We start from the raw sequence: 13,715 nt of genomic DNA on the forward strand, positions 1-13,715 counted from the left end.
GCAGCCGGCCTTCACGTCATTCAAGCCGTAAGCAGCGTCTCGCGGATCAGCCCCAGGACTTTTTCCGATTCGATCCCGGTCGCGACGACCTGGCTCGGCAGACCATCCCAGTCACCGGGCGGGAAACGGCGATTATCCGGCTTGACGACCGTCTGACCATCGGCAATGCCGCCGCAGACGACGCGCACCGCGCCTGTGATCGTGGTGAAAAGCTCCGGCGCCACGACATAGACAGAGGCGCAGCTATCATGCACCATCATGCCGTCCTCGACCGCGTGCCTGTAGAAATCGATGTAGGACTGCGACAGCGCGTCGAGCAGCTTCACCGCCGCGTCCCCCTTGGCCGCCACCTCGCCGAGATAGCTGCGGCTCATCGTGGTGATCGAGGTGACGTCGAGGCCGATGACAACCACCTTCCAGGGCGCGGTCATGACGATGTCGGCAGCCTCGGGATCGCCATGGATATTGGCTTCGGCAACCGGCGAGACATTGCCCGGCACATAGAAATTGCCGCCCATGATGACGACGTCCTTGACCAGGCTCGCAATCTCCGGATCTTCCTTCAGCGCCCTCGCCAGATTGGTCATCCGCCCGACGGCCACCAGCCTGATTTCGCCTGGGTTGGCGCGCACGGTGTCGATGATGAAGCGATGCGCCGGGCGCGGATCGAGCGGCAGGTCGATCGTCTCGGGCACTTCGATATCGCCGAGGCCGTTTTCGCCATGTACCATGGCCGGCCATCCCCGCTCGGCGCGCGAGGGATCGATGGTAACGCTGGCGCCCTTGGCGACGGGTGCAGGAATATTCCATTCGCGCTTGAGGAAGAGCGCATTGCGCGTCGTCGTCTCGACCGAGGCATTGCCGAAAACGGTGGTGATGCCGATCAGATCGATTTCGGGATGGCGGTGCAGGAAAAGAAGCGCCATGGCGTCGTCGACGCCCGGATCAGTGTCATAAATGACCTTGTGCATTGGTAACCTCTATAAAGCAATTCCAGCAAAAGTTCCCGAGCGGTTTTGCGCCCGGAATTGCGTTGAAACAACGATGTGATTCGCGGAGCTGCCGGACGGCATCGCGACGTGCCGCCACCATAACGCCCGTCAGGCTTTCTGCAACCCGATGCGGGCAATCGCCGCCGTCGCATGCGCGGATTTGATCTTGCCGAGCAACAACTCCGCATCCGCGCCGATGGCTGAGAGCGCCGCCGATTCCGCCACGCCGTGACAGCCGACTCGGGCAAAGACGAGTGCGGACGGATTTTTCAGCCGCGGCGTTTCCTCTTCCAGCCTCGGCGCATCGAAGAACACCGCCGGTACGGCAAAATGGCTGGCAACGGCAAGGATCGCCGCCTCATGCCTGCGGCTGTCGATGGAAGCGATGGCCGCGAGCTGCGCCCCAGCGATGCCGGCTGCACTCAACGCCTCGACGGCAAGCGCCAGCCCCTCCGCAGGCGGCGTCCCGCGCTCACAGCCGAGCCCGAGCACATGGCGCCTTGCCTTATCGAAGGGAATCTCGCTCATAGAAGCCGTCGAATGCGCCCCACTGTGTCCGTACAGCCATTGCAGCTTGGGGCGGCAAATGCAACAACGCTACCAGAAAGCTCCCGCCCTGGAACAGCATCTTGCCTGACATTGCCCTCCATCTGCTTCTGCTCCTCTGCGCGGCGGCCTTCTTTGCCGGTTTCGTCGACGCCATTGCCGGTGGCGGCGGCCTGATCACCGTTCCCGCCATGCTGATATCAGGCATTCCGCCGCTGCAGACGCTCGGCACCAACAAGGTGCAGTCGATCTTCGGCGCCGCCTCGGCAACGCTCGCCTATGCCCGCAAGGGCCATGTGCAGCTTCAGGAACAACTGCCGATGGCGCTGATGGCCGTCATGGGCGGAGCGCTCGGCGCCGCACTCGCCACGATCGTGCCTGGACAGGTGCTGCAGGCGATCATGCCGGTGCTGCTGCTCGCAATCGCGATTTTCTTCGCCGTCAAGCCGAACCTCGACGATCTCGACAAGCACCGGCTCATCACGCCTTTCGCCTTCGGCCTGACGCTGGTCCCGGCTATCGGCTTCTATGACGGCGTCTTCGGCCCCGGCACCGGCTCCTTCTTCATGCTCGGCTTCGTCACCCTCGCCGGCTTCGGTGTGCTGAAGGCCACCGCGCACACCAAGCTGCTCAATTTCGGCTCGAACCTCGGCGCGCTGATCGTCTTCGCAAGCTTCGGCGCGATCCTCTGGAAGATCGGCCTGTTGATGGGTGTCTGCCAGTTCCTCGGCGCACAGCTGGGTTCACGGCTCGCCATGCGCATCGGCGCAAAGCTGATCAAGCCGCTGCTCGTCATCGTCTGCGTCGCCCTTGCGGTCAAGCTGCTCGCCGATCCGGCAAATCCGCTGCGTGTCTGGCTCGGCGTCTAACCGCCGAGCCATCTTCAGACGCCTCAGAACTCCACGCCCGGTTGGCCCTTGATGCCCGAGCGGAAGGGATGTTTGACGAGTTCCATCTCGGTGACCAGATCGGCGATCTCGATCAGTTCTTCCTTGGCGTTGCGCCCCGTCAGCACGACATGTGTCATATGGGGCTTCTCGCTCTTCAGGAAGGCGACAACCTCGTTGATGTCGAGATAGTCGTAGCGCAGCGCGATGTTGATCTCATCGAGCAGCACCATGGAATTGCGCTCGTCGCGGATCAGCTCCTTGGCCTTTTCCCAGGCGGCCGAAGCTGCGGCGACGTCGCGGGCGCGGTCCTGCGTTTCCCAGGTGAAACCCTCGCCCATGGTATGGAACTGGCAGAGATCGGAGAAATGCTTCTCGATCAGATCGCGTTCGCCAGTCCACATCGCGCCCTTGATGAATTGCACGACGGCGGAGGGCTTACCGTGGGCGATATGACGAAAGATCATGCCGAAGGCGGAAGACGACTTGCCCTTGCCTTTGCCGGTATGGACGATGATCAGGCCCTTGCCGTCGGTCTTGGTCGCCATGATCTTGTCGCGTGCAGCCTTCTTCTTCGCCATCTTCTCGGCGTGGCGCGCATCGTCCTTGCTGCCCGTTTCGTTGTCCGGGATCTCGTCGCTCATCAGTTCACCTCATTGCGTTGCATGGCAGCCAGGTCGAACCGGGCCGAATTGCTGCGCGGCGTCCAGAGGCTGCGGTCGATCGCTTCGCCGAGCCGCTCCCTCATCTCGTCGAATGCCGCCGGGTTCTTCTCCATCATGAAGCTGCTTACGGCCGGATCGGCGACGAAGGCCTGGTACACCGCCTCGAAATGATGGGCGCCGACAGCGCCTGTCGTCGCCGCGAAAGCGAAGAGATAATCGACGGTTGCGGCGATCTCGGCGGCGCCTTTGTAGCCGTGGCGCATAACGCCCGATATCCATTTCGGATTGACGACGCGCCCGCGCACGACGCGGCCGATCTCTTCCTCCAGCGAACGGATAACCGGTTTTTCCGGCCTGGAATGGTCGTTGTGATAGATCGACGGGCGCGCCCCGGCCAGTTGCTCGGCCGCCGCCGCCATGCCGCCCTCGAATTGATAGTAGTCGTCGCTGTCGAGCAGGTCGTGCTCGTGATTGTCCTGGTTCTGAATGACGGCCTGCACCGAGCGCAGCCGCTCCTCGAACAGGCCACGCTCGGCCTTGCCCTCCTCGCCGGCGCCATAAGCGTAAGAACCCCAGACGAGATAGGCTTCGGCGAGATCGGCGCGCCGCTCCCAGCCCTTCTCGTCGATCAGCGCCTGCAGCCCGGCGCCGTAGGCGCCGGGCTTCGAGCCGAAGACACGGTAGCCCGCCCGCCGTTTTGCCGAGCCCTCGTCCAGACCGGCGGCGGCAAGCCTTGCCGCCTCGCTGCGCATGCGTTCTGCAATCGGATTGTCGGCCTCGTCCTCTTCGAGCGCGCCGACGGCGCGAATCGCCTTGTCGAACAGCGCGATCTGCTCGGGAAAGGCGTCGCGGAAGAAGCCGGAAATCCGCAGTGTCACGTCGACGCGTGGCCGCCCGAGCACTGCTTGCGGGATGATCTCGTAGCCCGTGACGCGGCGCGAACTCATATCCCAGAGCGGCTTGACGCCGATCAGTGCCAGCGCCTGGGCGATATCGTCGCCGCCGGTGCGCATATTCGACGTGCCCCAGGCGGTCAGCCCGAAGGAGACTGGCCACTCGCCGTGATCCTGCACATAGCGGCGCACCAAAAGCTCGGCGGATTTCTTGCCGAGCTCGTAGGCCGCCGGCGTCGGCACGGCGCGGCTGTCGACGGAGTAAAAATTGCGGCCCGTCGGCAGCACATCCGGCCGCCCGCGTGTCGGTGCGCCGGAGGGGCCGGGCGCGACGAAGCGGCCGTCGAGGCCGGCCAGCAGTCCTGATATTTCGGCCGGACCGCAGGCGAGGATCGAGGGCTTGAGCCGCGTCCTGATCTCGGAGAGTACTGCCCGCGTCGCCACCCAGTCTGCAGGACATGCAGTCTCACCGGAAACGAGCTTGGCAGCGAGCAGCTCGATCCGCTCGACAGTGTCGCCGTTACTGCGCCAGGGAGCGTCGAGGATATCGGCAAGGATCGGGGGCTTGGGACCGGTCCAGAGCGCGGCCATGTCGCAGTCGAGCGGGTCGAAAGAAAACCCCTCCCCAACCCCTCCCCACAGGTGGGAGGGGCTTGCTGGGCGCGCCACCTCCACATCATCCTTCAGCGCAGAGGTTGCCGCAAACGCAGCGGTAAGTCCCTGCCCCTTGTGGGGGTCCGAAGGACGGGTCGAGACCGGCGGCTCGACCCCGGAAGTGGTTGGGGAGGGGTTTTTCAGCGCATCCCCGACAATCGCCCGCTGCAGGCTCGCATCGCCGCCCTCGCCCAGCCCACGCGGCACCCGCGCCAGCGCCACCGTCAAATCCGTCAGCAGCCGCCCTTGCGGTGACACGCCGAATACATGCAGCCCGTCACGGATCTGCATCTCCTTGAGGTCACAGAGATAGGCGTCGAGCTTCTTCAGCGCCTCGCCCTCGCTTTCGCCACTCACTATGCCCGCATCCCTGTCGAGACCGATATCGGTCACGAGCTCGAGGATCTGCCGGCTGAGCAGCCGGATGCGGCGGGGATCGCCGCCGGAGGCCTCGTAATATTCGTCGACCAGCGCTTCCAGATCCTTGAGCGGCCCATAACTTTCGGCCCGCGTCAAAGGCGGCGTCAGGTGGTCGATGATGACGGCCGCCGTCCGGCGCTTGGCCTGCGTACCCTCGCCCGGATCATTGACGATGAAGGGATAAAGATGCGGCAGCGGCCCAAGGATCGCTTCCGGATAACATGTCTCCGACAGCGCCAGCGCCTTGCCCGGCAACCATTCGAGATTGCCGTGTTTGCCCATGTGAATGACGGCATCGGCGCCGAACTCGTGGCGCAGAAAAGCATAGAAGGCGAGATAACCATGCGGCGGCACGAGATCCGGTGAATGATAGCTTTCCTTCGGATCGATATTGTAGCCGCGTGCCGGCTGAATGCCGACGAGGATGCCGCCGAAGCGGGCGAAAGGCAGTGCGAAGACGCCCTCGCGAAAATACGGATCGTTCTCGGGATCCCCCCAGCGGGCCCTCACCTCATCCTGAATCTGATTGGGAAGAGAATTGAGGAAGCTGTTGTAACGACTCAGGGATAGCGTCTCGCGGATGGCGCGGCAGTCATGTCCCGAATTGGTCGGCCCCTCCATCAGATGCCGGATCAGCGCGTCGCCGTCGGCTGGAATATCGGCGACCGGATAACCCGCGGCTTCCATCGCGCGAAGCACCTCGACACTGCCGGCCGGCGTATCCAGGCCGACCCCGTTGCCGAGCCGGCCGTCGCGGTTCGGGTAATTCGCCATCACAAGCGCGATGCGCCGGTTCCGTGCCGGCGTCCCGCGCAGCCGCGCCCAATTGGCGGCAAGTGCTGCCGTATAACGCACCCGACCGGCATCGGCCTGGCTGGAAACGATGTTTGTCTCGACAGCTGCATCGTAGCGTGCCGCGGCCTTGAAGGAGACGGCGCGCGAAAGCACCCTTCCATCGACCTCGGGCAGCGCCACGTTCATGCCGAGATCGCGCGCCGACAGGCCTTGCGAGGAAGCAGCCCACACATCCCGCGACGAGGCCGACAGGATCGCCTGCAGCACCACAGCCCCGTTCGCCTCCAGCACCGTCGGCTGCCGATCGGCGCCGGGTGCCGAGACGGCGAAGCCGGTCGTGTTGATCACGACATCGGGTTTCAACGCCGAAAACGCGCTTTCGAGAATGCCGGTCGAGACGGTATCCTTGAGGCTATAGGCAAAAACCGGCAGTGGCCTGAGACCCTGCGCCTGCAAGGCTTCGATCAGCGCTTCGATTGGCTGGGTTTCGCCGCTCTGCACGAGGGCGCGGTAGAAGCTGATGGCGATTGTCGGGGGTTCAAATCGCTCCTCCGCTACCATACCCCCCTCTGTCCTGCCGGACATCTCCCCCACAAGGGGGCAGATGTCCGGCAGGACAGAGGGGGGCATCCCACGTTCGACGCACGAAGGTCGCGCGACATGCGAACCGGCAACCCGCCGCCATTCCTCCACCCCGATCAGCCCCCGCCCCGGCCACCAGATACCGGCTTTCATCAGAGGCACCGCCGGCGCCGGCTTCTCCTCGCCCGACAGCATCGCCCCGGCATAATCGAGAAAGGCGCGCGCATTGGCGTCACCGCCCTCGATCAGATAGGCCCAGAGCGCATCGAGATCATCGGAGGCGATATTCGAAAAGGGCGCCAGCCCTGCATCCGGCCTGGCGTCACCCGGCAACACAGCAATCAGCGTGCCATTGCGAGCCGCACACGCATGCAGCGCCTCCAGCGCGTAGCGGAAATAGCTGGCGCCGCCGAGCGCACGCACGACGATGAACCTGGCGTGGCGCGCCGTGCGCTCGACATAGGTATCGACAGACATCGGATGCTTCAGGCTCATCAGGCTGGCGAGCCTTAATGTATGGCCGATCGCCCCACCGGCATGAGCCGCAGCGATTGCCGCAAGCTCGCTGTCGGCAGCCGACAGGAACAGGATATCGCCCGGCGTTTGCCCAAGGTCGATCGCCTCCTCGCCGTCGCTGATCGTTCCCTGTTGGGCCAGAAGCAGATGCATGGGTTTACGCCAGCGCCTCGATCGCCGCCCTCACCGCGCCCTCATCCATTTCGTGCAGGCCGATGACGACGAGGCGCGTGGCGCGCGTTTCGCCAGGGCCCCAGGCGCGGTCGAAATAATGGTCGATGCGACTGCCGACCGCCTGGAGCTGCAGGCGCATCGGCTTGCCCGAAACATCGACAAAGCCCTTGAGGCGCAGCACGTCATGCGTCGAGATGATTGTTTTCAGCGCCTCGACGAAACCGGCTGGATCGGCAACGGCGCCGAGTTCGACGACGAAGCTGTCGAATTCATCGTGATCGTGCGGCGCGCCGTCCTCATGCTCCAGCTCGTGATGCGACTTGCGGTTGGCGATATCATCCTCCGTGCCGATGCCGAGGCCGAGCAGGACGCCGGCCGGCACTTCGCCGTTTTTCGCCTCGATCATCACCGGCTTGCGCGCGGTGCGGGAAGCGACTTCGTCACGGACGCGGCCAAGGCCGGCGACGTCGATCAGGTCTGTTTTGTTGAGCACGATGAGATCGGCGCAAGTGAGCTGATCCTCGAACAACTCCTCGATCGGGCTTTCGTGATCGAGCGATTCATCCTCGGCGCGCCGCGCATCGACGGCATCATGGTCGTCGGCGAAGCGGCCGGCGGCAACAGCCGCGCTGTCCACCACCGTGACGACGCCGTCGACGGTCACCTGGGTGCGAATGTCGGGCCAGTTGAAGGCGGCCACCAGCGGCTGCGGCAAGGCAAGCCCCGAGGTTTCGATGACGATATGGTCGGGCCGCTGCTCCCGTTCCAGAAGCTTCGTCATCGTCGGAATGAAATCGTCGGCAACGGTGCAGCAGATGCAGCCATTGGTGAGCTCGATGATATCGTCCTCGGTGCAGTTCTCAGCGCCGCAGCCTTTCAGCACCTCGCCATCGACACCGAGATCGCCGAACTCGTTGATGATGAGCGCAATCTTCTTGCCCCCGGCATTGGTGAGCAGGTTGCGGATCATCGTCGTCTTGCCGGCGCCGAGGAAGCCGGTGATGACGGTTGCGGGAATCTTCTGCTGGTTCATGGATTTAACCCTTCATTTTCAGCGGCAGGCCCGCCGCGATAAAATAGACTTCGGCGGCCTTCGCCGCGATCGATTGGTGCAGCCGGCCGGCATGATCGCGAAAATCCCGCGCCATGCGATTGTCAGGCACGATGCCGAGGCCGACCTCGTTGGAAACGAAAACGAGCCGCGCCTTCGCGTCAGGCAGGAAATCAGCGAGCGCTGTAAACTCCGCTGTCATATCCCGCTCCTCCATCATCAGATTGGTGACCCAGAGCGTCAGGCAGTCGATCAGCACGATACGCCCCTCGCCGTCGATGGCGGCAAGCTTGCCGACGAGATCGAGCGGCTCCTCATGCGTCGTCCAGGAAGGGCCGCGGTCGGCCCTGTGCTGGGCAATGCGCGCCTGCATCTCGTCGTCCCATGCCCTCCCGGTCGCGAGATAGTGGCGGTCGAGGCCGGTTGAAACGACAAGGTTTTCGGCGAAGCGGGATTTGCCGGAGCGTGCGCCGCCGAGGATAAAGGTGGTGTTGGTGGAAGCGATCGTCATACGCCAGCGCCCCCGCTAGAGAGGGCGCGGCGGTGCCACATCCCTCTTCTCCCCAGCGGGGAGAAGGTGCCGGCAGGCGGTTGAGGGGGTGAACGGCGAAGCCGCGAATGCACTGAGCACAAGCGAAGGGCAAAATGACGGGGGCGCCGTCCGCCCCCCTCATCCGACCCTTCGGGCCACCTTCTCCCCGCGGGGGAGAAGGGGAAATCCATGCGCACCGCACCAGGCCGCACCGAATTCAATCGTTCAGCCAAAACAACCTCCGTGCTGGCAGCGGGACTCTTGCCCAAGGGTGGGCTCCTCGCCCGGCACGAATGGCAGGTCTCCTGGCTCGCGGTTATCGGCCGCGATCGGGGCGGACCGGACACCGGTCGCCCCTGATCGTGCCAGCAGATCTGCCTCGCCTTCCCGGCCGCATCGGTGAAGAGGTGGACGATTCGTAGAGATAGAGGCGTCCGACCCCGGTTGATCACCATGCATGTCCAGTGGCTTTTCCGGCATGTCGCCCATCCGGCCCGCCTGCGCCATTGCAAGGGTCGGCCGGAAGCGCTCGATGCCGGATGGAAGACCCTGACCGCTCTACAGTCGCGGGGTCGGCTGTGATGAAGGCGCCCGGCTTGGGTCCGCCCCGTCACATTCCCTTTTCATCCGGAAGGGCGCTACACCGATCCGGAACCATCCGTTGAGGGATGGTTAGGCAAGCCCGGGGGTGAAGTCAACCGGCCTTGGCGGCCGGCAAACCGCCGGCAAGGTGGAATGGTCACCCAAACACGACTTACTCCACCAGAAATATCGTCTTTTATCAGAGGCTTACGTCATAAATATTTGACCCTCACGCCGGCTTTTCGCCGCAATTGCACGGCAAGCGGACTGCGCCACCGCCCTTGACCGGGTCTCTCCCCGCCTAGTTGTCTAGCCATGCTTATGAAATTGGATCGGCGCCGTCTGCGCGCGCTGCGTATTTTCTTTGATCCGGAGCGGCTGCGTGCGCTGACCCGACGCAGCGAGGTCGGCCTGTCGCTCGCGGGCGCCATCGTCGGCATCGCCTCGGGCCTTGCCGTCACCGCCATGAGCTTCGTCTCCAATGAATTGCACCAGCTGGTCTTCGGCATATCAGACGATGAAAGGCTGAGCTCGTCTGCCATCGACGACAAGCTGCTGCTGCTCGCTGCCCCCGTCGCCGGCGGCATCCTGCTTGGACTGCTGCTTTTCATCCTGGCGAAGCGACGCAAGAAGCCGATGGTCGATCCGATCGAGGCCAATGCGCTGCATGGCGGCCGCCTGTCCTTGACCGACAGCATCATCGTTGCCGTGCAGAACCTGATCTCCAACGGTTTCGGCGCCTCCGTCGGGCTGGAAGCCGGCTATACCCAGCTTGCCGCCGGCCTCGCCTCGAAATTCGGCCTGAAGCTGCAGCTTCGTCGCTCGGACCTGCGCGTGCTCGTCGGCTGCGGCGCGGCCGGCGCCATCGCCGCCGCCTTCAACGCGCCGCTGACCGGCGCCTTCTATGCCTTCGAGCTGATCATCGGCACGTATACGATCGTGTCGCTGACGCCGGTCGTCACCTCCGCCCTCGTGTCCACGCTCGTCGCAAGACTGCTTGCTGAGGGCGATTTCACCATCGATATCGGCAGCTTCGGTTCGGTCGTGCCGGCCGACTACGTCCCGGCGCTGCTGCTCGGCGTCTTCTGCGCCGGCGTCGGCATCCTCATCATGCAGGGCGTCGCCTTCATCGAGGAACTGGCGCGCAAGAGCTCTATCGCCCCGCCCTTCCGCCCGGCGCTGGGCGGCATCATCGTCGGGCTTCTCGCGATGATCTCGCCGCAGGTGCTCTCGGCCGGCCACGGCGCCCTGCATCTCAATTTGTCCCGTGATGTCGCGATCCCGGCGCTGATCGGCCTCTTTCTGTTGAAATCGCTGGCCTCGGCGATCTCGATCGGCTCCGGCTTCAGGGGCGGCCTGTTCTTCGCCTCGCTGTTCATGGGCGCCCTGCTCGGCAAGCTCTTTGCCTATTGCGGCCCCTATTTCGCCGATGCGACGTTGACGCCTGCGATCTATGCCGTGGTCGGCATGAGTTCGCTTGCCGTCGCCGTCATCGGCGGGCCGCTCACGATGACCTTCCTGGCACTCGAAATCACCGGCGATTTCCCAATCACAGCGCTGGTGCTCGCCGCCGTTATTACCTCTTCGCTCGTCGTGCGCTCGACCTTCGGCTACTCCTTCGCCACATGGCGCTTCCACCTGCGCGGCGAAAGCATTCGCAGCGCCCATGACGTCGGCTGGATCCGCAACCTGACGGTGAACAAGCTCATGCGCGCCGACGTCAAGACGGCAAGGGCCGATGTCTCGCTGGAGGAATTCAAGAAGGCCTTCCCGATTGGTTCGACCCAGCGCGTCATCCTCGTCGAGGAGAGCGACAAATATGCCGGCCTCGTGCTGGTGCCGGAGATCTACGCCAATCCGACCGACGCCCAGGACGAGGCTGCGACGCTTGCCGATTTCATCCGCTACCGCAACGATTTCCTGCAGCCGCAGATGAATGCGCGGCAGGCGGCAGCGATTTTCGACAAGAGCGAAAGCGAAGCGCTCGCCGTCGTCAACAACCTGATCGAACGCAAGGTCATCGGCCAGCTCAGCGAAAGCCACACGCTGCGCCGCTACAGCGAAGAACTCGACCGCCGCCGCCGTGAGGTTTCCGGCGAGATTTGAGCAAGTCTACGAGGCAGCGTCGGCGAGCCGGAAGACGCCGGCTTTCTTCGAAACGCCGCGCAATTCGAACGAGCCGAGATGGTCGCAGGGAACGGCGCAGGTCGCCGCGAAGCTCTCAGAGAGCAGCAGGTCTTGTTCGAGCGTTCCGCAAAGCTTTTCCAGCCGAGAGGCTTCGTTGACCGCCCTGCCGATCACCGTGAAATCGAGCCTGCCGTGAGCGCCGACATTTCCGTAGAAAACCTCACCGAGATGCAGCACGACATCGATGCCGATATCGGGGCCACCGTTCAACGTTCGCTCCCAATTGAGCGCGTCGTTTGCTTTCAGCAGATTCTGCGCAGAAGCCAACGCCGCCTTGCAGGCCTTTTGCGGATCCTCGGCGTTCGTGGGAAAGATCGCCAATACGCTGTCGCCCATGAACTTGAGGATCTCGCCGGAATTTTCCTCGACATGCCGGTCGATCAATTCGAAATGCTCGTTGAGAAACTCGACGATCTCGCCCGGCTGATAGACCTCGGTCAGGGCGGTGAAATTGCGCAGATCGGCAAGCAGGATAGCGGCATCGATGGAACCACCCATTCCCCTGCGCGTTTCGCCGGCAAGGATGCGCGCGCTGGTCCTGGCGCCGGTATAGACCGCGAGAATATCCGTCGCGGTCTTCGAAACCGCCACCCGGTAGGCCGCCAGTCCCAGCGCCGGCAACAGCTCGTCGACGATTGCCAGCTGATCATCGGAAAATCCGCCGGGCGCGTCGCTGGTCAGAGAAAAACCGAGCCCGCGCAGCGCGACCTCCTTCGGGAATTCGCAAAGGTTGATGACGTGGTGCGTGCCGCCCTCCAGCGCCAATTCACGAAGCTCGGCATAGTGGAGACCCTCGCCATTCGCCAGGTTCCATCGCCCCGTTTTCTCGCCGCGGTTCAAAAGGTAGAATATCGGCGTCTTCTCGAAATTGCGCTCCGTCTCAATACCATGTCCGGCGGTTTCGATAGTGGTGACCCCGCCCCGGACGAAATTGGCCGCGACGCCGCGATACATGGGATGGATGGACGGCATTCGGATGCTCGCCCGCCAGATCGGAAAGCCCTCCGCAATCAGTCGGTCGCACAGACCGGCGACCAAGTCACCAATATGCTCGCTGGTGATTCCCTGCTCTATAAGCCACTGAATATGATTGCTAATGTTGGAACCTCCACATGATCAGGCGCGATCCTATGATGGGAAATCGGGCAAATGGGCGGCGATGCCGAGCCCGTCGCCGCCAAATCAATGGATAGCCGCACCGGGCCGATATTTCCAGCCATTGTCGATGAGAAGCCTGTTCACCAGCGGGTCTCCCTGGACTGCCGGCTCGACGCAACGAAGAATGCCTGAGAAATGCGGGCCGCGCCCCTGCATGCGGTATCTGCATTCACATCCTGACGGTCATGCCGCCATCGACGGTCAATACATGGCCGTTGACGAAAGAGGCGGCAGCGCTGGCAAGAAACAGCGCCGCGCCGGCAATCTCGTCCGGGCGTCCCCAGCGCTGGACTGGGATGCGCTGGCGCACGAACGGCATCAATTCCTCGTTCGCAGCCATTGCCGCGTTCGTCTCGGTGGCAAACCAGCCAGGCGCAATCGCGTTGCTGGTGATGCCATGCGGGCCGAACTCCACCGCCATGCCGCGCATCAGACCGGTCAGGCCCTGCTTGGCCGCCGGATAGACGCAGTCACCGGGCATGACGACATGGCCGCTGATCGAGGTCACCGCGATCAGGCGGCCGTAGCTGCGCCGCTTCATCAGCACGGCCGCATCGCGCGAAAGCGTCATTGCCGCAGCCAGATCGGTGCGCAGCAATTCGATGATGCCCTCATCATCGAATTCGGCCAGCGGCCGCCTGTCGCGGGCGCCGACATTGTTGATCAGGATATCGAGCCGGCCGTGGATCTTGTCGATATCCGCCATCACGGCACGCTGGGCCTCGCGGTCGGTGACATCGAATACGGCGGCCTCCGCCGCGCCGCCAGCAGCTCGGATGCTCCTGACCGCGCCTTCCAGCGTTTCCGCCGTGCGTCCGGTGACGATGACATGCGCGCCGGCCTCGGCCAGGATGCGCGCCATCTCGAAGCCCAAGCCACGACCGCCGCCGGTCACCAGCGCCACCTGACCGGCCAGTGAAAATCGATCCAATATGCTCATGGTTTCATGGCTCTTAATCGGTTTCGTCGCGAGAATTAATGGACTCAGTCAACTAATTTTGCAAGAGCAGAAAGACGGCTGAGGATAGCAGGTCCCTGCCCGCGTCATCGACCTGGCGTTAGCCCCCACCGAGGAGCAGAA

The 13,715-nt window shown here is 63.6% G+C and carries 10 protein-coding genes, 1 pseudogene and 1 riboswitch; of the genes and pseudogenes, 3 read left to right on the forward strand and 8 right to left on the reverse strand.

Annotated elements, in window-relative coordinates; translation table 11 throughout:
- Window positions 1-20: 20 nt before the first annotated feature.
- Together RHEC894_RS12710 and RHEC894_RS12715 are read right to left on the reverse strand one after the other, a co-directional pair.
- Window positions 21-971: a nucleoside hydrolase gene (locus tag RHEC894_RS12710; RefSeq protein ID WP_085737534.1), complete on the reverse strand. Its 951-nt coding sequence runs from the start codon at window positions 969-971 to the stop codon at window positions 21-23.
- Between the two features lie 129 nt (window positions 972-1,100).
- Complete coding sequence (locus RHEC894_RS12715; protein WP_085737535.1) at window positions 1,101-1,520, reverse strand: cobalamin biosynthesis protein; 420 nt, start codon at window positions 1,518-1,520, stop codon at window positions 1,101-1,103.
- Between the two features lie 101 nt (window positions 1,521-1,621).
- Here RHEC894_RS12715 and RHEC894_RS12720 point away from each other — a divergent pair, with 101 nt between their 5' ends.
- A complete protein-coding gene (locus tag RHEC894_RS12720) occupies window positions 1,622-2,407 on the forward strand; it encodes a TSUP family transporter (protein ID WP_010068964.1) in 786 nt (261 codons plus the stop codon).
- Between the two features lie 23 nt (window positions 2,408-2,430).
- On the opposite strand, the gene cobO is transcribed toward RHEC894_RS12720, so the two are convergent.
- The 4 genes from cobO to cobU are packed head-to-tail and all read right to left on the reverse strand — an operon-like array spanning window position 2,431 to window position 8,686.
- Entirely contained in the window at window positions 2,431-3,069 is a 639-nt protein-coding gene (gene cobO, locus RHEC894_RS12725) for a cob(I)yrinic acid a,c-diamide adenosyltransferase (RefSeq protein WP_010068963.1), read from the reverse strand.
- The gene (cobN, locus tag RHEC894_RS12730; protein WP_085737536.1) at window positions 3,069-7,103 is read right to left on the reverse strand and encodes a cobaltochelatase subunit CobN; all 4,035 of its coding nucleotides are present in this window, start codon (window positions 7,101-7,103) and stop codon (window positions 3,069-3,071) included. The genes cobO and cobN overlap by 1 nt, the downstream gene beginning before the upstream one ends.
- Window positions 7,104-7,107: 4 nt before the next feature.
- On the reverse strand, window positions 7,108-8,157 hold the full coding sequence (cobW, locus tag RHEC894_RS12735; protein WP_085737537.1) for a cobalamin biosynthesis protein CobW: 1,050 nt from the start codon (window positions 8,155-8,157) through the stop codon (window positions 7,108-7,110).
- Between the two features lie 4 nt (window positions 8,158-8,161).
- A complete protein-coding gene (gene cobU, locus RHEC894_RS12740; RefSeq protein WP_085737538.1) occupies window positions 8,162-8,686 on the reverse strand; it encodes a bifunctional adenosylcobinamide kinase/adenosylcobinamide-phosphate guanylyltransferase in 525 nt (174 codons plus the stop codon).
- Between the two features lie 298 nt (window positions 8,687-8,984).
- Window positions 8,985-9,381, reverse strand: a riboswitch (cobalamin riboswitch).
- Between the two features lie 223 nt (window positions 9,382-9,604).
- Between cobU and RHEC894_RS12745 the strand changes: the two genes are divergently transcribed.
- Window positions 9,605-11,395 carry a chloride channel protein gene (locus RHEC894_RS12745; RefSeq protein ID WP_085737539.1) on the forward strand — a complete coding sequence of 597 codons (1,791 nt, stop codon included), beginning with the start codon at window positions 9,605-9,607 and terminating at the stop codon, window positions 11,393-11,395.
- A gap of 6 nt (window positions 11,396-11,401) precedes the next feature.
- Here the strand turns inward: RHEC894_RS12745 and RHEC894_RS12750 are convergent.
- Window positions 11,402-12,675, reverse strand: a pseudogene (locus RHEC894_RS12750) (adenylate/guanylate cyclase domain-containing protein).
- On the opposite strand from RHEC894_RS12750, the gene RHEC894_RS32990 reads away from it, so the two are divergent.
- A complete protein-coding gene (locus tag RHEC894_RS32990) occupies window positions 12,626-12,766 on the forward strand; it encodes a hypothetical protein (RefSeq protein WP_010065205.1) in 141 nt (46 codons plus the stop codon). The pseudogene RHEC894_RS12750 and the gene RHEC894_RS32990 sit on opposite strands and share 50 nt — an antisense overlap.
- Window positions 12,767-12,803: 37 nt before the next feature.
- Here the strand turns inward: RHEC894_RS32990 and RHEC894_RS12755 are convergent, their stop codons facing one another.
- Window positions 12,804-13,574, reverse strand: a complete 771-nt coding sequence (locus tag RHEC894_RS12755; protein ID WP_085737540.1) for an SDR family oxidoreductase — start codon at window positions 13,572-13,574, stop codon at window positions 12,804-12,806.
- Between the last annotated feature and the right edge of the window lie 141 nt (window positions 13,575-13,715).

The sequence above is a fragment of the Rhizobium sp. CIAT894 genome (genome assembly GCF_000172795.2).
Classification (GTDB): domain Bacteria; phylum Pseudomonadota; class Alphaproteobacteria; order Rhizobiales; family Rhizobiaceae; genus Rhizobium.

Bases quoted from the DNA above. Each gene is read 5' to 3' on its own strand.
- RHEC894_RS12710 (WP_085737534.1), bottom strand. From the start codon at position 971: ATGCACAAGGTCATTTATGACACTGATCCGGGCGTCGACGACGCCATG.
- RHEC894_RS12715 (WP_085737535.1), bottom strand. From the start codon at position 1,520: ATGAGCGAGATTCCCTTCGATAAGGCAAGGCGCCATGTGCTCGGGCTC.
- cobO (WP_010068963.1), bottom strand. From the start codon at position 3,069: ATGAGCGACGAGATCCCGGACAACGAAACGGGCAGCAAGGACGATGCG.
- cobN (WP_085737536.1), bottom strand. From the start codon at position 7,103: ATGCATCTGCTTCTGGCCCAACAGGGAACGATCAGCGACGGCGAGGAG.
- cobW (WP_085737537.1), bottom strand. From the start codon at position 8,157: ATGAACCAGCAGAAGATTCCCGCAACCGTCATCACCGGCTTCCTCGGC.
- cobU (WP_085737538.1), bottom strand. From the start codon at position 8,686: ATGACGATCGCTTCCACCAACACCACCTTTATCCTCGGCGGCGCACGC.
- RHEC894_RS12745 (WP_085737539.1), top strand. From the start codon at position 9,605: ATGCTTATGAAATTGGATCGGCGCCGTCTGCGCGCGCTGCGTATTTTC.
- RHEC894_RS32990 (WP_010065205.1), top strand. From the start codon at position 12,626: ATGGGCGGCGATGCCGAGCCCGTCGCCGCCAAATCAATGGATAGCCGC.
- RHEC894_RS12755 (WP_085737540.1), bottom strand. From the start codon at position 13,574: ATGAGCATATTGGATCGATTTTCACTGGCCGGTCAGGTGGCGCTGGTG.